Annotated in this window: 18 protein-coding genes, 3 tRNA genes and 1 riboswitch; of the genes, 14 read left to right on the top strand and 7 right to left on the bottom strand. The window is 41.1% G+C overall.

Features of this window, described 5'->3' with window-relative positions:
- The gene (gene epmB / locus I6E78_RS14670; protein WP_041454337.1) at positions 1 to 1,014 is read right to left on the bottom strand and encodes an EF-P beta-lysylation protein EpmB; all 1,014 of its coding nucleotides are present in this window, start codon (positions 1,012 to 1,014) and stop codon (positions 1 to 3) included.
- 41 nt (positions 1,015 to 1,055) lie between these two features.
- On the opposite strand from epmB, the gene efp reads away from it, so the two are divergent.
- Together efp and epmA are read left to right on the top strand one after the other, a co-directional pair.
- The gene (gene efp, locus I6E78_RS14665; RefSeq protein ID WP_011327184.1) at positions 1,056 to 1,622 is read left to right on the top strand and encodes an elongation factor P; all 567 of its coding nucleotides are present in this window, start codon (positions 1,056 to 1,058) and stop codon (positions 1,620 to 1,622) included.
- A 59-nt stretch (positions 1,623 to 1,681) separates the two neighbouring features.
- Positions 1,682 to 2,656 (top strand): elongation factor P--(R)-beta-lysine ligase, encoded by a 975-nt coding sequence (gene epmA, locus I6E78_RS14660; protein ID WP_011327185.1) that lies wholly within the window; start codon positions 1,682 to 1,684, stop codon positions 2,654 to 2,656.
- A gap of 150 nt (positions 2,657 to 2,806) precedes the next feature.
- On the opposite strand, the gene I6E78_RS14655 is transcribed toward epmA, so the two are convergent.
- Positions 2,807 to 4,906 (bottom strand): TonB-dependent receptor, encoded by a 2,100-nt coding sequence (locus I6E78_RS14655; protein ID WP_197182809.1) that lies wholly within the window; start codon positions 4,904 to 4,906, stop codon positions 2,807 to 2,809.
- A 102-nt stretch (positions 4,907 to 5,008) separates the two neighbouring features.
- On the opposite strand from I6E78_RS14655, the gene I6E78_RS14650 reads away from it, so the two are divergent.
- The 8 genes from I6E78_RS14650 (at position 5,009) to I6E78_RS14615 (ending at position 12,696) form a co-directional block, all read left to right on the top strand.
- Positions 5,009 to 5,410, top strand: coding sequence for an acyl-CoA thioesterase (locus I6E78_RS14650; protein ID WP_197182786.1), 402 nt, complete (start codon positions 5,009 to 5,011; stop codon positions 5,408 to 5,410).
- A gap of 122 nt (positions 5,411 to 5,532) precedes the next feature.
- The gene (locus I6E78_RS14645; protein WP_331459146.1) at positions 5,533 to 5,931 is read left to right on the top strand and encodes an META domain-containing protein; all 399 of its coding nucleotides are present in this window, start codon (positions 5,533 to 5,535) and stop codon (positions 5,929 to 5,931) included.
- 162 nt (positions 5,932 to 6,093) lie between these two features.
- Positions 6,094 to 6,206: riboswitch (TPP riboswitch) on the top strand.
- Between the two features lie 172 nt (positions 6,207 to 6,378).
- On the top strand, positions 6,379 to 8,331 hold the full coding sequence (thiC, locus tag I6E78_RS14640) for a phosphomethylpyrimidine synthase ThiC (RefSeq protein ID WP_011327189.1): 1,953 nt from the start codon (positions 6,379 to 6,381) through the stop codon (positions 8,329 to 8,331).
- Between the two features lie 57 nt (positions 8,332 to 8,388).
- Complete coding sequence (locus tag I6E78_RS14635; protein ID WP_182678895.1) at positions 8,389 to 9,390, top strand: FAD-dependent oxidoreductase; 1,002 nt, start codon at positions 8,389 to 8,391, stop codon at positions 9,388 to 9,390.
- A gap of 7 nt (positions 9,391 to 9,397) precedes the next feature.
- On the top strand, positions 9,398 to 9,592 hold the full coding sequence (gene thiS / locus I6E78_RS14630) for a sulfur carrier protein ThiS (protein ID WP_011327191.1): 195 nt from the start codon (positions 9,398 to 9,400) through the stop codon (positions 9,590 to 9,592).
- Positions 9,593 to 9,597: 5 nt separating this feature from the next.
- A complete protein-coding gene (locus tag I6E78_RS14625; RefSeq protein WP_197182785.1) occupies positions 9,598 to 10,389 on the top strand; it encodes a thiazole synthase in 792 nt (263 codons plus the stop codon).
- Positions 10,390 to 10,400: 11 nt separating this feature from the next.
- Positions 10,401 to 11,927: a thiamine phosphate synthase gene (thiE, locus tag I6E78_RS14620; RefSeq protein WP_179807831.1), complete on the top strand. Its 1,527-nt coding sequence runs from the start codon at positions 10,401 to 10,403 to the stop codon at positions 11,925 to 11,927.
- Positions 11,928 to 11,949: 22 nt separating this feature from the next.
- Complete coding sequence (locus I6E78_RS14615; protein WP_193038896.1) at positions 11,950 to 12,696, top strand: HesA/MoeB/ThiF family protein; 747 nt, start codon at positions 11,950 to 11,952, stop codon at positions 12,694 to 12,696.
- 182 nt (positions 12,697 to 12,878) lie between these two features.
- Here I6E78_RS14615 and asd read toward each other — a convergent pair whose 3' ends face one another.
- Together asd and rsgA are read right to left on the bottom strand one after the other, a co-directional pair.
- Complete coding sequence (gene asd / locus I6E78_RS14610) at positions 12,879 to 13,745, bottom strand: archaetidylserine decarboxylase (protein ID WP_193038895.1); 867 nt, start codon at positions 13,743 to 13,745, stop codon at positions 12,879 to 12,881.
- A gap of 15 nt (positions 13,746 to 13,760) precedes the next feature.
- A complete protein-coding gene (gene rsgA / locus I6E78_RS14605; protein ID WP_193038894.1) occupies positions 13,761 to 14,819 on the bottom strand; it encodes a small ribosomal subunit biogenesis GTPase RsgA in 1,059 nt (352 codons plus the stop codon).
- Between the two features lie 121 nt (positions 14,820 to 14,940).
- Here rsgA and orn point away from each other — a divergent pair, with 121 nt between their 5' ends.
- The 4 genes from orn to I6E78_RS14585 all read left to right on the top strand — a co-directional run bounded on the left by orn (position 14,941) and on the right by I6E78_RS14585 (position 16,283).
- Positions 14,941 to 15,486 (top strand): oligoribonuclease, encoded by a 546-nt coding sequence (orn, locus tag I6E78_RS14600; RefSeq protein WP_011327197.1) that lies wholly within the window; start codon positions 14,941 to 14,943, stop codon positions 15,484 to 15,486.
- A gap of 254 nt (positions 15,487 to 15,740) precedes the next feature.
- Positions 15,741 to 15,816, top strand: a tRNA-Gly gene (locus I6E78_RS14595).
- Between the two features lie 199 nt (positions 15,817 to 16,015).
- Positions 16,016 to 16,091, top strand: a tRNA-Gly gene (locus tag I6E78_RS14590).
- A 116-nt stretch (positions 16,092 to 16,207) separates the two neighbouring features.
- Positions 16,208 to 16,283 (top strand) — tRNA-Gly (locus I6E78_RS14585).
- 289 nt (positions 16,284 to 16,572) lie between these two features.
- Here I6E78_RS14585 and I6E78_RS14580 read toward each other — a convergent pair.
- The 3 genes from I6E78_RS14580 to I6E78_RS14570 all read right to left on the bottom strand — a co-directional run bounded on the left by I6E78_RS14580 (position 16,573) and on the right by I6E78_RS14570 (position 17,966).
- Positions 16,573 to 17,001, bottom strand: coding sequence for a secondary thiamine-phosphate synthase enzyme YjbQ (locus I6E78_RS14580; RefSeq protein WP_089367755.1), 429 nt, complete (start codon positions 16,999 to 17,001; stop codon positions 16,573 to 16,575).
- The gene (locus I6E78_RS14575) at positions 16,998 to 17,465 is read right to left on the bottom strand and encodes a chemotaxis protein CheX (RefSeq protein WP_197182784.1); all 468 of its coding nucleotides are present in this window, start codon (positions 17,463 to 17,465) and stop codon (positions 16,998 to 17,000) included. The genes I6E78_RS14580 and I6E78_RS14575 overlap by 4 nt, the downstream gene beginning before the upstream one ends.
- A gap of 63 nt (positions 17,466 to 17,528) precedes the next feature.
- Entirely contained in the window at positions 17,529 to 17,966 is a 438-nt protein-coding gene (locus I6E78_RS14570) for a transcriptional repressor (RefSeq protein WP_011327201.1), read from the bottom strand.
- Positions 17,967 to 19,040 lie beyond the last annotated feature (1,074 nt).

The following is a 19,040-nucleotide window of genomic DNA, read 5'->3' as shown; positions in this document are numbered from 1 at the left end:
TTAAATTAACTTAAGATCGATTGGCGTTTTACTTTTTTCACCGCCAATCTCTCTGACCAATTTAGGCACTAAAAAACCAGGTAGGGCTTCTAACAGCTCTGCCATTATTTTTATTGCTTGCTCCTCACTAATGTCAAAGTGGCTTGCCCCTTCTACCTTATCTAGCAAATGTAAATAATAGGGCAATACATCGGCATCAAATAACGCTTCACTTAAATTCACTTGTGCTGCAGTTGTATCGTTCACGTCTTTTAAAATAACCGCTTGATTAAATAGCACTACACCTACTTGTTTAAGCTTTTGCATTGCGGCTTTAAAGTCGTCGTCTATTTCGTTGGCATGGTTTATATGATTAACAAACACAATTTTTAATGGCGACCTTGCAAGTCTTTCGCATAACTCATCGGTAATGCGCGCCGGAATAACCACCGGCAGACGGGTATGAATTCGCATGCGTTTAATTTGTGGTAGTTGCTCAAGCTCATCTAAAAACCAACTAATGGCATCGTCTTTGGCCATGAGCGGATCGCCACCACTTAAAATCACTTCATTTATATTATTGTCGGATTTTATATAGCTAAGCGCATCTAGCAGGCTACGCTTATTAAGTTGGTTTTCTTGATACGGAAAATGGCGTCTAAAACAATAGCGGCAATTTACTGCACAACCGGTTTTAAACATTACTAAAACACGCGATTTATACTTGTGTAATAGCCCTGGCTGCTGGTTACTTTGCTCAAGCAGGGGATCTTTATTAAAACCACTTTTAGTTAAGAATTCTTGATGGCGCGGCATAACTTGTAATAATAATGGATCGTTTGCATCGCCTTTACGCATTTTTTTTATAAATGGTATTGGCACACGAACTGGGAACAAGCTACGAGCTTTTATGTCGTTATCATGGACTTGGCTCGATAAACCGACCATTTCTAGCAACACTTTTGGGCAGGTAACTACATTTGCTAATTCTTTTTGCCAGTTTTTATGCAAATTTGCTTCATTTCTTTGTATCATTGGCACGTAGATTACTCGAAAAAATATAAATAGAGGAAACGATGGCGAATTATAGCACCAACGAGTTCAAGGGCGGCCTAAAAATTATGATGGATGGCGAGCCTAGTAGTATCATAGAAAATGAAATGGTAAAACCTGGTAAAGGCCAAGCGTTTAACCGTGTTCGTATCCGTAAACTTATTTCAGGTAAAGTACTTGAAAAAACCTTTAAATCGGGTGAATCTGTTGAAGGTGCTGATGTAATGGATACTGATTTAGCGTATTTATACACAGACGGCGAATTTTGGCATTTCATGAATAACGAAACATTTGAGCAAATTGCTGCTGACGAAAAAGCGTTAGGCGATGCGGGTAAATGGTTAGTTGAAAATGACGTGTGTACAATTACATTATGGAACGGTAATCCTATTGTAGTAACACCACCTAACTTTGTTGAGCTTGAGATCACTGAAACTGATCCGGGCCTTAAAGGTGATACAGCCGGAACTGGCGGTAAACCTGCAACATTAAGTACTGGTGCTGTAGTACGTGTTCCACTATTTGTACAAATAGGCGAAGTTATTAAAGTAGACACCCGTAACGGTGAATACGTAAGCCGCGTTAAATAATTTTAAGCGTCGCTTTATAAAATCCTAGCTTAAAAGCTGGGATTTTTTTTGGAGAAAATATGTCAGTAAATCTTTGGGCTCCCAGTGCAAGTATTGCAACACTTAAGCAGCGAGCTGTTATTTTACGCAGTATTCGCGAGTTCTTTTATGCTCGCAATGTAATGGAAGTAGAAACCCCCAGTTTAAGCGGAGCCAGTGTAACCGATATACACTTAGTGAGTTTTAACACTCGATTTGTAGGCCCAGGGCACGCCAGCGGCCTTGAGCTATATTTACAAACCTCTCCAGAGTTTGCAATGAAGCGCTTGTTAGCGGCGGGCTCAGGGCCTATATTTCAGTTGTGTAAAGCATTTAGAAACGAAGAAGCTGGCAGCCATCATAATCCAGAGTTTACTATGCTGGAATGGTATAGACCGGGGTTTGACGAATTTGCATTAATGGCTGAAATAGATGAGCTAATGCAGCTTATTTTAGATGTTGCGCCGAGTGAACGGTTAACTTACCAACACGCATTTGAACAAGTACTTGGACTTGATCCACTCACTGCTAGTTTAGAGCAATTACAACAACTTGCCTGCGAGCAAGGGTTTGCTGATATAGCTAAAAATGAAACGCATAGAGATACTTTACTGCAGCTTTTATTTTGTATGAAAGTAGAGCCAACAATTGGCCAACATAAGCCGTGTTTTGTGTATCACTTTCCGGCATCGCAAGCAGCACTGGCACAAATTTGCGATCATGACAGTCGCGTAGCAGGGCGGTTTGAGCTGTATTATAAAAATATGGAATTAGCTAATGGCTTTAACGAGCTAACTAATGCGACAGAGCAAGCTAAGCGTTTTAATGACGATAATGAATATCGTAAACAAAATGGCTTAAAGCAAGTACCAATGGATAAGCATTTAATTGCTGCGCTTGAACATGGATTAGCGCCTTGTGCAGGGGTAGCGCTGGGCATAGACAGGCTAGTAATGCTAGCCACGCAAAAGAGTAATATAAAAGAAGTTATTGCGTTTGATGTGACAAGGGCTTAAAGCAACTTAACATGCAGGGGGGCTGTCAGTTAGTAACTAACCTCTCGCATGATCAGGCTCTACGACTAGCACATAAAAAACCGCGTTTATTGAAATAAACACGGTGTTTTTATAACAGAGCACTGACAACTAAAAGCTGTCAGTTTGATTTTATAAATTAAGTGTAAAGGTAACGCCAGCTACACGTGGCTCACCTAGTTGGGTGTAGGTATGATCAGCGTAACCATCAAGTGGGTTGTTGCCAAACTCAAAGCCGCGAGTAGGTACTGTTTCGTCAAACACGTTACGTGCCCAAGCGCGTACAGCCCAGCTATCGGCTTCATAACCTAAGCTTACATTCACTAAATTACTGTTTGGTGCTTGTGCATTATGGCTATCTGAGAAGTAATAATCGTCTTTGCCTTCAACGCCTACCATGGCATAAAGCTCGTTGGTAAGGTTGTAACGGGCACTCAGTGCGTATTGATATTTAGGTGACTGTGCTTGGTCGCGACCGTCTTGGTTTAAACCCGCTTTAGTTACAAATTTATTTATTTTAGTATTTAAATAACCAGCACTACCGCTAATAAGTAAATCGTCGGTTAGCTGGTAGCTACCTTCAAGTTCAAGACCATAGTTACTGCCAGAGCTCGCGTTATCTACATAACCGGTAAACTTCTGATCTTGTACTTGCCACGACTTTAATTGAATGTTGTCGCGGTGCATATAAAATGCAGCTAAACGCAGAACAAATTTGTCATCAAGGGATGATCCCTTAACACCAAACTCACCGCTCCATAAGTATTCTGGATCAAAACTGGTGTGTTGTTTAAAAAATTCAGCATCAAGGTTTAAGCCTTCATCTTTGGCTTTAGCGAGCGCTTCTGAGTTAATGCCGCCTGCTTTATAACCACGGGTAATGCTGGTGTAGATCATGGTGCGATCAATTACTTGGTACTCAAGCGCTATTTTTCCGCCAACCATAATGTCGTCGGTATCTTCAATAAAACCGTTATTATCGGTGTAATCACCTTGGTATTGCTCAACACGTAAGCCAGTAATTAAGGTGGTTTTAGGCCCAATAGGAGTTGCTAATTGGCCGTATACTGCCACGTTATTGGTTTCATACGTTGAGTTAAATGGGCTAGCTAACCAGGTGTATTGGCGCTCTAAATCTACGTCGCGGTTTTGATAGTAAAGACCTGCAACCCAGTTGCCGGTTTTGCTTTTAAATTGTAAATCGACCCCTTGATCATCGCGATCGCGGCTGTAAACATCAGTTGAGCTGTAACCATCAGGATGCAAACCGGCGGCGCAAAGTTGCGGTTTACTCGGATCGTTACATACCCAATCTTCATCAAAGCTATAAAATAATTCACTGTCGATCGCCGATAAACTTAAGTTTACGTCAAATAAATCAAAGCCCGTATACGTGTTATTTAGACCAATAGCGTAACTTAATTGGTTATCTTCACCGGGTTCATCGGCAACGCTGTTACGGCCGTTATCAAGTGCGAACGTGTCGTAACCGTTGTTAATATCTATATAGTGTAGATTTAATTCTGTGCGTAAATTGGCAGTTACTTGGCTGTTTAATTTAAAGCGTGCTACTTGCTCGTCTTGCCCTTGAGTTGGCTTATTTAGGTATAGGTTATCTACATAGCCGTCTGATTTTCTACGAAAGTAGCTAACACGAGCGCTGGTATCGTCGGTTAAACCTGTACTTGCAGCAAGACCTGCTTCGCGGCTGTTGTAAGTGCCTGCACCTACTTGTAGTTTTAAACTAGGATCGCTTGTTGCTTGCGCCGATTGCATTTGGATCATACCTGCCATACCGTCGGCACCAAAGCGTGTACCTTGTGGGCCACGGTAAATTTCTACTTGGTCAATATCAAATAATAATGCACTGCCACCAAGGCCTGAGTAGTTAATGCCATCAATAACTAAACCAACCGAAGGATTTATGGGGTCAACAAACTGTGAACGTAGTCCTACGCCACGAATTTGAATATAACGACCGCGAGAAGCTCCAGAAGCAAAATTAATATTGGCAGTACTCCCAAGCATTTCATCTAGGTAGGTTGCACCTCGTAAATTAACTTCATCTTCGCTAAATAAGCTGGCGCTAGCACTTAAGGTTTGAATGCTTTCTCGTTGAAAATCACCAGTAACAACAATGCGTTCTAGATCTGTATCGTCAGCGTTGGCGGTAACTGATGCACCAAACAGTGGTAATAATGCGGCGGTAATTAAAGACAAACGTAAGTTCATTAGGTTACTTAACTCCATTTTAGGGACTTGCATGGTAGCAATTATTTCAGTACATGTGCTATAAACGCGGCAATTATACGTTAAATAATTTGGATTACGAATATGACCTTTACAGTAGACTTTAAAGTGCGTGACTACGAATGCGACCTACAAGGCATTGTAAATAATAGTGTGTATTTTAATTACTTAGAGCATGCGCGCCATGAATTTTTGCATGCACATGGGGTTGATTTTGCTCAGCTTGCCAAAGATAAAATTAACCTGGTCGTGACGCGCAGCGAAATGGATTATAAACAGTCATTATTACCGGGTGATGAATTTTATGTAGCTGTAGAGCCACAACGTATTAGCCGACTTAAATTCGCTTTTAAGCAAACCCTGATCCGTAAACACGATGAGAAAATAATGCTTAATGCATTGGTAATCGGCACAGCTTTAAATGAAAAAGGTCGGCCATTTTTACCAGCGCAAATAGATAATTTATTTAAAACGGATTCTGCATAAAAAATCGCATGATTATCAAACGATATCAGAATAAAATTTACACTTTAAACATGTATTTTTAACGGATTAACTCGCTAAAAATTGTTATTATTACAGTAACTAGACAAATAATTAGTAATAACATGAAATTAGCAGCAATACCCATGCTTATAATCGGTTTATGTGTTGGTTGTGCATCAACGCAAACGGTTACCTCAGAGCAGCTTAAACATACTCAATGGCAGTTATCACGTATTGATGGCCTAGCTATTCCGCCTTCGTTTAATGCGTCGGTGGGTTTTATTGAAGCACTGCAAGTCAATGGTTTTGCTGGCTGCAATAAATTTTTTGGTGAAGGTGAGCTGGACGATAGTAGCTTAAAAGTTAACAAAATAGGGATGACCCGTAAGTCGTGTGGCCAACAACTTGATAAGTTTGAGCAGCAGTTACTACACGCACTGCAACAAGGCGCGCAGCTTAAAATGCAAGACCAGCAATTGGTAATGCAGGGCGAGAAAACATTTGTATTTATTGCGAAATAAAAAACGCCCTCTTGCAGGCGATTTTTAACTGGCGTACACTCAACGCTGATTTGCTAGATACTATTCGCAAATTAATAAATTACAAATACCAATTTGATACCCAAACAACTTAGCATTGCAGCTGCAGTTATAAGTAGCAAAGGTATATTTAATAATTGGTATTAATACTTGTCGGAGTGCCTAACTAAATAATTAGTTAAGGCTGAGATCGCGAAAGCGGGATCCGTGAACCTGATCAGGCTAATACCTGCGTAGGGAACAAGCTGCCTAAAATAGGACGCTTGTGCGTCTTTTTTTATGCGTACAAGTTATACCATCCGGTATTAAGTTCTGTTGGCTGCCAAGATTGGCTGTGACAGTAAACTGCTTAACCAATCTACGATCCAATGAGGCATTTTGCCTTCTCAATTCTTCGCACAAGACAACCCATAAACTATGAGGTAAGTCATGTCGAATACTGCAAAAAAATCATCGCGTCGTGAAACGCGAGCCGCTGCATCTGAATATATTTATAACTTAACGGGACAACCGTTTCCTAATTCGCACAAAGTGTATGTTGAGGGTACGCAAAACAACATTCGTGTAGGAATGCGTGAAATAACCCTAAGCGATACTTATATAGGCGGCAGTGATGAAAATCCAGTGTATGAGCCAAACGAACCGTTACGTGTTTACGACACATCAGGCCCGTATACCGATCCAAATTTTAAGCTTGATGTACGCCAAGGCTTAGCAAAGTTTCGTGAACAATGGATTGAAAGCCGCGGTGATACCGAGTTACTTGAATCAGTTACTTCACGTTTTACGCAACAACGTATGGCTGATGAAGGGCTTGATCATCTTCGTTTTGAGCATTTACCAAAAATACGCCGCGGTAAAGCGGGTAAAAATGTCACGCAAATGCATTACGCTCGCCAAGGCATTATTACCCCTGAAATGGAATACGTAGCGATACGCGAAAACATGGGGCGCAAAAAAATTCATGCTGAACTATTAGCCGCGCAGCATAAAGGCGAGTCGTTTGGGGCCAGTATTCCTGATTTTATTACGCCTGAATTTGTACGCGACGAAATTGCGCGTGGCCGCGCTATATTACCCAACAATATTAACCACCCCGAAACCGAACCTATGATTGTAGGGCGTAACTTTTTGGTAAAAGTAAACGCTAATATAGGTAATTCGTCGGTAAGCTCATCGATTGAAGAAGAAGTAGAAAAAATGGTGTGGTCTACTCGCTGGGGCGCCGATACCGTTATGGATTTATCAACTGGGCGTTATATTCATGAAACTCGCGAATGGGTAGTACGTAACTCGCCTGTACCTATTGGCACAGTTCCTATTTATCAAGCGCTGGAAAAAGTAAACGGCGTAGCGGAGGACTTAACCTGGGAGATTTTTCGCGATACGTTAATAGAGCAAGCTGAACAAGGCGTCGATTACTTTACTATTCATGCAGGTGTGCTACTGCGTTACGTACCAATGACCGCAAAACGAGTAACCGGTATTGTGTCGCGCGGTGGCTCTATTATGGCAAAGTGGTGTTTAGCGCACCATAAAGAAAACTTTTTATACACCCACTTTGAAGATATTTGCGAAATTTTAAAGCAATACGATATTTGTTTTTCGCTTGGCGATGGCCTGCGCCCAGGCTCGATTGCTGATGCCAACGATGAAGCTCAGTTTAGCGAATTGCGCACCCTAGGTGAGTTGACTAAGTTAGCCTGGAAACACGATGTACAAGTATTTATAGAAGGCCCCGGGCATGTGCCAATGCATATGATTAAGGCCAATATGGATGAGCAACTTAAACATTGCGACGAAGCACCGTTTTACACTTTAGGCCCGTTAACTACTGATATTGCACCTGGGTATGACCATATCACCTCAGGTATTGGTGCGGCTCAAATAGCATGGTACGGCTGCGCTATGCTGTGTTACGTAACACCTAAAGAGCATTTAGGTTTGCCAAATAAGGAAGACGTAAAAGAAGGTTTAATTACCTATAAAATTGCTGCCCATGCCGCCGATTTAGCAAAAGGTCACCCCGGTGCGCAAGAGCGTGATAATGCCCTATCAAAAGCGCGCTTTGAGTTTAGATGGCATGACCAATTTAATATTGGTTTAGACCCTGAGCGTGCCCGCGAATATCATGATGAAACACTCCCGCAAGAGTCGGGTAAAGTAGCGCATTTTTGCTCTATGTGTGGCCCTAAGTTTTGCTCAATGAAAATCAGTCAAGAAGTACGCGAATATGCAAAAGATTTAGAAGCGCGTGGCATTGACCCTGCTAATGCTGCAGATACGATTACAATAAAAATGATTGATGTAGAAGCACAAATGAAAGCTAAATCGGACGAGTTTAAAAAAACCGGATCAGAAATATATCATAAAGCGATATAAATCAGCTTAAGGTGTTGGGCTGCGGGCAGCGAGGGCTCGCAGCTAAAAGGAACTTTTATGTTTTACAATATAGCGGTAGTGGGGTTTGGTTTAACCGGTAGGTTGGCGGCGCTTGAGCTGAGTAAGCAACACCGAGTTACTGTATTTGAGGCAGATGATGAGCACTCTCAAAACAGCGCAGGCAAGGTGGCTGCGGCTATGCTTGCTCCTCTTGCTGAGTCGGTATTGTGCGAGGCTGATTTAGCTTTAATGGGGCTTGATTCTATAAAGCGTTGGCCTGGGATTATTGATGAGCTTGATAGTGAGGTTTTTTTTCAGCAGCAGGGCACATTAGTTGTCGCGCATCAGCAAGATAAAGGCGATTTACAAAGCTTTGCTCAGCGGCTAAAACCGTTAGCTAATTATACAGGGGAGTCGGTGAATTCCCAGCAAATTGAAATGTTAGAGCCTGAGCTTGCTAATCGTTTTAGTCAGGGGTTATTTTTACCCTGTGACGGGCAAATAGATAATCAGGCATTTTATCAAGCCAGCTTTACACAGCTCAATAAACGCAAAGTAAAGTTTGTATTTAATCAACGGGTAACGATTAACGATAATAAAATTAATAACCGAGAGTTTGATTATATTATTGATTGCCGAGGGCTTGGCGCAAAAGATGACAAGCCTCTGCGGGGCGTGCGTGGAGAAGTAGCTAGGTTATACGCGCCAGAGGTGAGTTTAACGCGACCCGTGCGCTTAATGCATCCGCGTTACCCCATTTATATAGCGCCTAAACCCAATAATGAATACGTAATTGGCGCGACTGAAATAGAGTCGCAAGATACAGGCCCAGCCACAGTGCGCTCTGCTTTAGAGTTACTTTCGGCAGCTTATACGGTGCACAGCGGTTTTGCCGAAGCGCGGCTATTAAATATTCAAACAGGATTACGCCCGGCATTTAGCGATAACCGCCCACAAGTAACACACGTTGGGCGAGTTATTAGCATTAATGGCTTATATCGTCATGGTTACATGTTAGCGCCAAGTTTAGTGGCAAATGCCCTTTTATGCATAGAGTGAAAATTAAATGAACATAACAATTAATGGTGAGTTAATAGCTATTAGCAGTAATAAGCTCATTAACTGTTTGCAAGATTTTGGTGGTGTTGCACCATTTGCGGTGGCGATTAATGGTGAGTTTATACCGCAAAGCCAGCATAGCGATTATCAATTAACTGAGGGTGATAGTATTGAGCTGCTCTCGCCGATTCAGGGTGGATAACAGCTATGCCAAATAATGACTATTTAACTATTTATGGTGAGCAAATAAAAAGCCGATTACTAATAGGCTCGGCGCTTTACCCGTCGCCTGCAGTGATGAATGAATCGATTGTTGCATCGGGCGCTGAAATAGTCACGGTGTCGCTTAGGCGTCAGCAAAGTGCGGCTGCGGGTGATGATTTTTGGCAATTAATAAAAAATACTGGGCTTAAAATTTTACCAAATACAGCAGGGTGTCATAGTGTTAAAGAGGCCATTACGCTTGCTAAAATGTGCCGTGAAGTGTTTGCTACCGATTGGATTAAGCTTGAACTGATAGGGGACGATTACAACTTGCAGCCCGATCCATTTGCACTGCTTGAGGCAACTAAAATACTGATTGATGATGGTTTTAAAGTACTGCCATATTGCACAGACGATTTAGTGCTGTGCCAGCGTTTAAATGCTTTAGGCTGTGAAGTATTAATGCCATGGGGTGCACCCATTGGTACAGGTAAAGGCTTGTTAAACAGTTATAATTTAAAAACAATCAGAGAGCGCTTACCAGAGACAACATTAATAGTGGATGCTGGTTTAGGTTTGCCCTCGCATGCCTGCCAAGCACTTGAACTAGGGTATGATGCAGTATTATTAAATTCGGCGATTGCTGGAGCGGGTTGCCCTATAACCATGAGCCGAGCATTTAAAGCCGCGGTAGAGGCTGGACGTTTTGCATATAACGCCAAAGCAATGCCTGAAAAAGACGTTGCAGCCCCTTCAACCCCGACTATGGGTATGCCATTTTGGCATCAAGAATAAGTGAGACGAATATGAATAACGTAGTATGGACGATTGCCGGCTCAGACTCAGGCGGTGGCGCAGGTATTCAAGCCGATATAAAAGCAATGCAAAGTTTTGGTGTGCATGGGTGCACTGCTATTACAGCACTGACTGCGCAAAATAGTTTAGGTGTTGAGGCAATTAATGCCGTATCTACCGATATTATTGAATCGCAGCTTTTGGCACTCGAAAAAGATATGAAAGCCAAAGTAATTAAAATAGGCATGCTGGCAAATGTGCAGCAAATTCAATTGATCAGTGAACATATAAGCCACTATAAAGCCAAATGGCCAGTGCCGCCTGTTATTGTTTACGACCCAGTAGCTATTGCTACTAGCGGCGATTTATTAACAGAGGAAGACACAGTTAGTGCGATTAAAGAATGCTTATTGCCGCTGGTGGATGTAATAACCCCAAATACGCACGAAACTCAGTTATTAACTGGCGTGTACTTAATTGGCCCCGCGGCAATAAAAGAAGCTGCCAATAAGTTATTAAGCTGGGGCGCAAAAGCCGTGGTTATAAAAGGCGGACATTGGGATTATCCAAGCGGCTACTGTATAGATTACTGCATAAATAATTTCACTCAAAAAGGCGAAGAATACTGGCTGGGAAATGAAAAAATTCAAACGCCACATAACCATGGTACAGGCTGCAGTATGGCCTCGGTTATTGCTGCTTGCTTAGCAAAAGACTACCCGTTAAAAGATGCGTTTATTTTAGCTAAAGCTTATATTAATCAAGGATTGAAAGTAGCGGTGCGCTACGGAGAAGGAATTGGCCCAGTAGCACAAACCTCATTTCCAACCAACTTAGCCGATTACCCCCAAGTAATAGAAGCGGGCAGTTGGTTAGGTGATGAACTCGATTTTGACGTTCCGCTTGATTTTAATATGGCTGCAGATTTTGCACCCTGCGAAAGTAAATCATTAGGTTTATACGCAGTGGTTGATAGTGTTGACTGGCTAGAAAAGTGCTTACAACAAGGCGTTAAAACTGTGCAGTTACGAGTTAAAAATAAAGATGATGCACAACTTGACGAATTAGTGGCAAAAGCGGTGGCACTGGGGGAGCAATATAATGCGCAGGTATTTATAAACGACTATTGGCAACTTGCAATTAAGCATGGTGCATATGGTGTGCATTTAGGCCAACAAGATCTAGAAAGCACTAATTTAGCGGCGATTAAAAATGCAGGACTTAGGCTGGGGCTTTCTACTCATGGCTTCTATGAAATGCTCCGCGCACATAATTACCGACCAAGTTATTTGGCATTTGGCGCTATTTATCCTACCACTACCAAAGATATGACAGGGCAAATACAGGGACTGGAAAAGTTATTTAAATTTGTCCCCTTGATGCAAAGCTACCCAACAGTGGCAATTGGCGGTATAGATTTAAAGCGCGCCAGCCAAGTTGCTAAAACAGGCGTTGGTAGTGTGGCTGTGGTACGTGCAATTAGCGAAGCCGATGATTATGTGCAGGCAATAAGTGCGTTGCAAGCGGCAATAAATTAAAGTGGGCCAGGTTAATAGCCAAATGAATGAACTTAGCGATAAAGAAATGCTGCGCTATAGTCGCCATATATTGCTTAAAGAAGTGGGACTTGCAGGGCAGTTAAAGCTTAAGTCGGCAAGTGTTGCAGTAGTAGGTGCGGGCGGCTTAGGCAGCCCCGCATTACTGTATTTAGCTGCTGCGGGTATTGGTAAGCTTATTTTAATTGATGATGATGCGGTTGAGCTTTCGAACTTACAGCGCCAAGTGCTTTATAAAGTAAATCACTTAGGGCAAAAAAAGGTGGTTGCAGCAGGTAAAGTGCTTGCAAGTCTTAATAACCAAATTACTGTAATTACTCACGCCGAAAAACTGACTCAAGATAATAGCGCAGCACTACTCAATAATGCGGATATTGTGTTGGATTGCAGTGATAACTTTACCACTCGCTACAGTGTTAATCGCTTTTGTGTACAGCATAAAACCCCGTTAATCTCGGGTGCGGCACTGGCAACAAAAGGGCAGCTGATTAGCTTAGACTTAAGAAATGCTAATAGCCCGTGTTATGGCTGTATTTTTCCACAAAGCGATATTGCGCCGCTTATCAATTGTGATAACGCCGGAGTAATTAGTCCGCTGTTAGGTATTATCGGCTCAATGCAGGCGCAGCTGACACTCAATATGCTATTAGGTCATTTTAGCGATAGTGTGTTTATGAGTATTAATGCACTCACTTTGCAGCAGCAACAATTTAAAGTGGTGAAAGATATCGACTGTAAGGAGTGTAGGTAAAGCCACGGTTTCAGGTGTTAGGTATCAGGCAGAGATCAGCCAAACTCGGTATTTAAGCAAACTGTAGGCGAGTTATTTTCCACCGCGATTGAATTTATAAACTCACTGAAAAATAAAAACCCCGCGTTTATTACCATAAACGCGGGTTTTTTTTACCTGATATCTATATCGATATCTATATCTTAATCATCAATTTTGGCAAACGGGGTGCCTAAGCGGGTCACTGTTTCAGGAAGTTGATCATCAAGAATATCCGCTTTGTCGTCGCCCCAAGCAAGTACCACGGTAGAGCCAAGTTTAAAGCGGCCCATTTCTTCACCTTTTTTGAGGCTAATAGCGTTTTCGCCCTTGGTTGGGTAGTTCCAGCTAAATACATCGCTACCAGCTGGTGGTGTTACTGTACCCGCCCAAATAGTTTCAATGCTGGCAACAATAGTTGCGCCAACCAGTACCATAGCAAGTGGACCTATTTCAGTTTCAAAAATAGCAACCACACGTTCGTTACGTGCAAACAAGTTAGGCACGTTTTGCGCAGTCAGCGGATTTACTGAAAATAAATCGCCTGGTACGTAAATCATTTTACTTAATGTGCCATTAATTGGCATATGAATACGGTGGTAGTCTTTTGGCGCTAAATAAATAGTTGCAAACTTACCGCCTAAAAATGGGGTTGTATCGTCTTTATTACCACCAAGTAGTGCTTGTAGGCTGTAATCGTGACCTTTAGCTTGAATTAGTTGGCCGTCAACAATATCGCCTAATTGGCTAATTGCGCCATCTACTGGATGAATAATAATATCGCTGTCTGCAACTATTGGGCGTGCGCCATCTTTTAACGGGCGGGTGAAAAACTCGTTAAAGCTTTCATAATAAGCAGGATCTGAGTGTTTAGCTTCACTCATATCTACTTTGTATTGCTTAATAAACAGTTTAATTAACGTGGTTGTTAACATACCCGCTTTAGCAGCGGCTAGTTTTCCTACTACGCGTGAAATAAAGTGTTTTGGCATTGCGTACTGCATTGCGATTTTAAATTTATCTAAACTCACTGGTTGTTTCCTAAATTATACGCGAGGCGCACGAGAGCCTGCACGGCCATCGGCCATTGTTTCTAAAATTCTGTGGTAGCTGTCAAAGCGCAATTGCGAAATTTTGCCATCAGCTACGGCTTCTTTAATTATACAGCCCGGATCGTTTAAATGTTTACAGTCTCTAAATCGACACCCGCCTATAAATTTTCTAAATTCTTTAAAGCACCAAGTTACACGATCAACTTCTAAGTGCCATAAACCAAATTCACGTATACCTGGTGAATCTATTAAGTTACCGCCGCTTGGTAAATGATGTAGGCGAGATACCGTGGTGGTATGTTGGCCTAAACCACTGTTTTCAGAAACTTCTTTAGTTAGAATTTCAGCATCTGGAAGTACGGTATTAACTAAAGTAGATTTACCTACGCCACTTTGACCAACAAAAATATTGTTTTTTCCAACGAGTACATCTTTTAATTCGTCAATGCCATCGGTACTTATATTACTAACCAATAAAACTTTGTAGTCGAGCTTGCGGTATACATCGAGTACTTTTTGTATTTCACTAAGACCTTGCGCATCTATTAAATCTATTTTATTTAGTACTAAAATAGGCTCTATACCCATATCTTCGCAGGCTATTAAATAACGGTCGATAATACTTGGGGTAAATTCGGGTAGTACTGCTGACACCATTAATATTTGGTCAATATTAGCAGCTATTACTTTTACACCGTCGTAAAAATCAGGGCGAGTAAGTTGTGAGCGACGCTCTTGCGTGGCTTCAATTACACCAGCTAAATCGCCTTCGCTTACTTTAGCGCGGCGAAACAGTACTTCATCCCCACACACTAAATTAGACACAGTGCGGCGTATATTACAGCGTAGTACTTCGCCGCTTTCAACTTCCACATCGGCATGTTGACCAAAACGACTGATCACAATAGCGCTTTCTACTTGGCCTAAATTATCGGTTTGCCATTCTTGCGCACCTTTTTTAGCAGGCCTTGCATCAGCACTGCTTATACGCTTTTGATGATTAGCCTTGATCTGACGAGACTGGCCTTTACTTAATTTTTTTTGTTTTGCCACAGGAGGCCTATAACCTTAGTTAAATGTCGACTTAGCTAAAAAATGCTTTAGCTCGACGTATGATGCTAATATGATATATCGAAATGCGCTGGATCTAAAGGAAAGCACCGCTTAGGTAATTATGAATATTAATAAATCAAACTTAATTTGGCTCGATCTTGAAATGACCGGACTCGAACCAGAGACCGATAAAATACTCGAAATTGCGACCGTTGTCACTGATGCTGATTTGAATATATTAGCTGAAGGGCCAACTATTGCCATTCATCAAAGTAATGAGTTGCTTGATAATATGGATGAGTGGTGTACCACTCAGCATGGAAAATCGGGTTTAACAGCACGCTGCAAGGCAAGTACTTACGACGAAGCATATGCGGTTGAGCAAACAATAGCCTTTTTAAAACAATGGGTACCTGCAGGTGCATCACCGATGTGTGGTAACTCAATAGGGCAAGATCGTCGCTTTATGAATAAATACATGCGCGAATTGGAAGACTTTTTTCACTATCGTAATCTAGATGTAAGCACAATTAAAGAGCTCGCGCGTCGCTGGAAACCAGAGGTACTTGCACAAGTGAATAAAAAAGGCTCACATCTTGCGCTAGACGATATTAAAGATTCGATTATGGAATTAAAGGTCTATAGAGAAAAATTCTTTAATTTATAAAAAACACTTGCAAACACACTGTATTATTGTAGAATCCTGCCCCGCTCAAGACGATAACCCACGCGGGGTTAGTGTGTTTGAGTTGTTTAAATATAAAGCAGTACTAGATCAGTTACTAGAATGTTGAACGCGANTAACCCACGCGGGGTTAGTGTGTTTGAGTTGTTTAAATATAAAGCAGTACTAGATCAGTTACTAGAATGTTGAACGCGACTTGTTGCGCACCAACGTAAAATAACTAAAGAAATAAAAATGCGGCACTAGCTCAGTTGGTAGAGCGCGACCTTGCCAAGGTCGAGGTCACGAGTTCGAGCCTCGTGTGCCGCTCCAATTTTTAACCAAAAGAAATTGAAGTTATTTATATAACTAGAAGTAAAAATGCGGTACTAGCTCAGTTGCTAGAATGTTGAACGCGACCTGTCGCGCACCAACAGACGAATTACTGACTACTTTATAATGCGGTACTAGCTCAGTTGGTAGTCAGTAATTCGTCCGTTGGTGCGCGACGAATTACTGACTACTTTATAATGCGGTACTAGCTCAGTTGGTAGAGCGCGACCTTGCCAAGGTCGAGGTCACGAGTTCGAGCCTCGTGTGCCGCTCCAATTTCTAACCAAAAGAAATTGCAGTGTTGAATAAAAATGCGGTACTAGTTCAGTTGCCAGAATGTTGAACGCGATTTGTCGCGCACCAACGGACGAATTACTGACTACTTTATAATGCGGTACTAGCTCAGTTGGTAGAGCGCGACCTTGCCAAGGTCGAGGTCACGAGTTCGAGCCTCGTGTACCGCTCCAATCTTTTATATCTATTAAAAATATCCCTAAATAAAAAGCCATAAAAAATTCTTATTTTAAATACAATCTTTCTCTATCTGATTTCATATGCAGTGAACTATCCAGCGACTGAAGAACACTAGGTTTTCTCGCTATGCATTCGATAAAAATTGCGTTAAAGCCTTTAGTAATTAGCAACGATAGTTACTCGCGAAGGGCAAGTTCTTTACCAATAAAGTGATGTGTTTTTACTGTGATAATTAATGGGTATGCGGCGGGAGTGAGGTTTAAGTTTTGATGAGGCGACTTGTTAAAACAACTCGCCCTGAATGGTTGCTACAATTCGCCTAGTACCACCGCTGTCTCGATGTTCACCTAAATAAACACCTTGCCATGTACCTAAAGCTAAATAGCCATTTGTAATAGGGATGCTTAACTCACAGCCTAAAATACTGGTTTTTATATGAGCTGGCATGTCGTCGTCACCTTCATAATCGTGACGATAATAGGGTTGGCACTGCGGAACAAATTCATTAAAGTGGCTCTCCATATCCATACGTACAGTAGGGTCGGCATTTTCATTAATGGTTAGGCTAGCTGAAGTGTGTTGAATAAATAAGTGCAGTAAACCCACTTTGTAATTTGTGAGTTCGGGGATTTGAATGAGTATTTCGTTATCAATTAAATGAAAACCTCGGATACGAGGTTTTAAAGTAATGACTTTTTGTTGCCAACTCATAACTTATCGAAACTCACTTCAATATTGGCGTTACCCGCATCGCAGGTAAATGGCATGAGTATTTTTTTACCTTGGCTTTTATGGGTAATTGTATGGTCTTTACCAGATACAACTATTGGAGTTGCCATATCAAAGTCGAAACCTTTTTGACCCAATAAGTTTTTAGCGCCACCTGTAACCATATTAGTAATTTCGCCTACCATATCGGTTACTTCTTCATTTATACTATCTGGACGTTCGCCAAGCATACGCTCCATGATAGTTAGTGCTAACTGCTCATCAAAAGTTATTGAAAAAGAGCCTCGTGTTTGCGGACCAACCATTCCGATCAGGCCTGATACATCACCACAAGCTTTCTCATCAGTTTTAATGCGTGGCCTACCTGGCTTTAATTGTGTTTGAGCCATTGTACTTAATACATTGATCAAAGAAGATAAAAAAGGGTTGATGAACTCTACATTCATATAATTTACTCTTAAATTGGTGCTAAAAAATAGCTATATAAAATGTTTATATCGCTACTAAAACTATGCAGCTCTACAAGACTCACACCTTCCATGTGCTTCTATTGTTTGCGCCGATACAACAAACCCACCTTCCGCAGCTAAACTATTTAGCTCATGCGAAATAACGGTTGAATGCAGTTCTTTAACAAAACCACAGGTATCGCAAATTAATAACTGTACAGGATGAATATGATCAAAATGATGGCACAACATAAATGCATTGGTGCTTTCAATTTTATGAATAAAACCAAGCTCAGCCAAAAAATCTAATGCACGGTATATCGTGGCAGGTTTAGCGCCAGTTTCTGTTACTTTTAATTGCTCGAGCAAATCATACGCGCCCACACCACCTTGCGCACTTGCAAGTAAACGAAATACCTTTTCACGGATAGGTGTAAATCGCGCACCACGGTTGTCACATACTTGTTTTGCTTTACTTACGAGTGATTCTATATTCATCGTTCTCTTATCCTTATGCTACCTTGATATAATATCACACTGTATTTAAGTTGCAGTGTTTAAATTAAACGCGTTTGTTAAAGCTATTCACTAAGGCGTGTTTATCTTTAGAGGTTAAATTAATAGTAGCGAGTTTGGTTTTAGGGAGGGCAGTACTTATTATATAGTGTCGCTATTTTCCATTAATAAGCTATAACGCTTGTTTGGATATTTGCTTGTAGTAAATGAGCAAGTAAATAATACCTATGTAGTAGCCTCAGTACTATATAGTAAAATAATGAAGGCCATTAGTTTTAAACTACATTAAAAGTACATTAGCTTTCTCTAATTTCTAATTACTCAGGTTATTACTTATAAAGAATTGCATGACTTTTAGTTTTGTTTACTATTTGTGCATGCTTAATATGCGTAGCGTAATAAGCACACTTTATATTACCCAAACAATCGAGTGGTGCTTAAATTATGCACTGCTCAATACCAGCTTAGAATGTAAAACCAAGTCGAGTTACCCAAAATACAGATGGTTTAGTATTGTTTTTAATCGTTTGGTTTAAATATCAAGCGAACAGCATTTTATTTTAAGTTTTCTTTAAAAAACGCTTGCGTAAAACTGGCTGCGCCCTATAATGCGACCCCACTGAGACGGCAGACAGCAACGCTTAGCGAGGCAAGAGTCAATCAGTGAGTCGAGTAAAACTTAAATTTAGATTTTTATAAAGTTTACATTTAAGTGTTGACAAAAAAATAGGAAAGCGTAATATGCGCAGCCCTAGCGAGATAAATTTTTACTTTATTGTCGCAACGTTCTTTAACAATATAAAGCAATCATCTGTGTGGGCACTCGTACAGATTGAGTTCTAACAGCCAAACTATTTACTCTTTATGGGTAATTAGCGAGGCAAACAAATTAGAGTCTCAATTGAAAACTGAGTGACCAACAGAATAGTTATTTTGGTAATTATTCGGCACAGTCAATTCAATATCGAAAGATATTAAAATAAATTCAGAATTCATTGAGCTGTCGAAAGACATAAAACTTTTTAATTGAAGAGTTTGATCATGGCTCAGATTGAA

Origin of the sequence: Pseudoalteromonas sp. NZS127, assembly GCF_015864805.1 — a bacterium.
GTDB lineage: Bacteria > Pseudomonadota > Gammaproteobacteria > Enterobacterales > Alteromonadaceae > Pseudoalteromonas > Pseudoalteromonas nigrifaciens.
The sequence above is the reverse complement of the archived record's forward strand: the minus strand, read 5'-3'. Positions and strand labels throughout refer to the sequence as shown.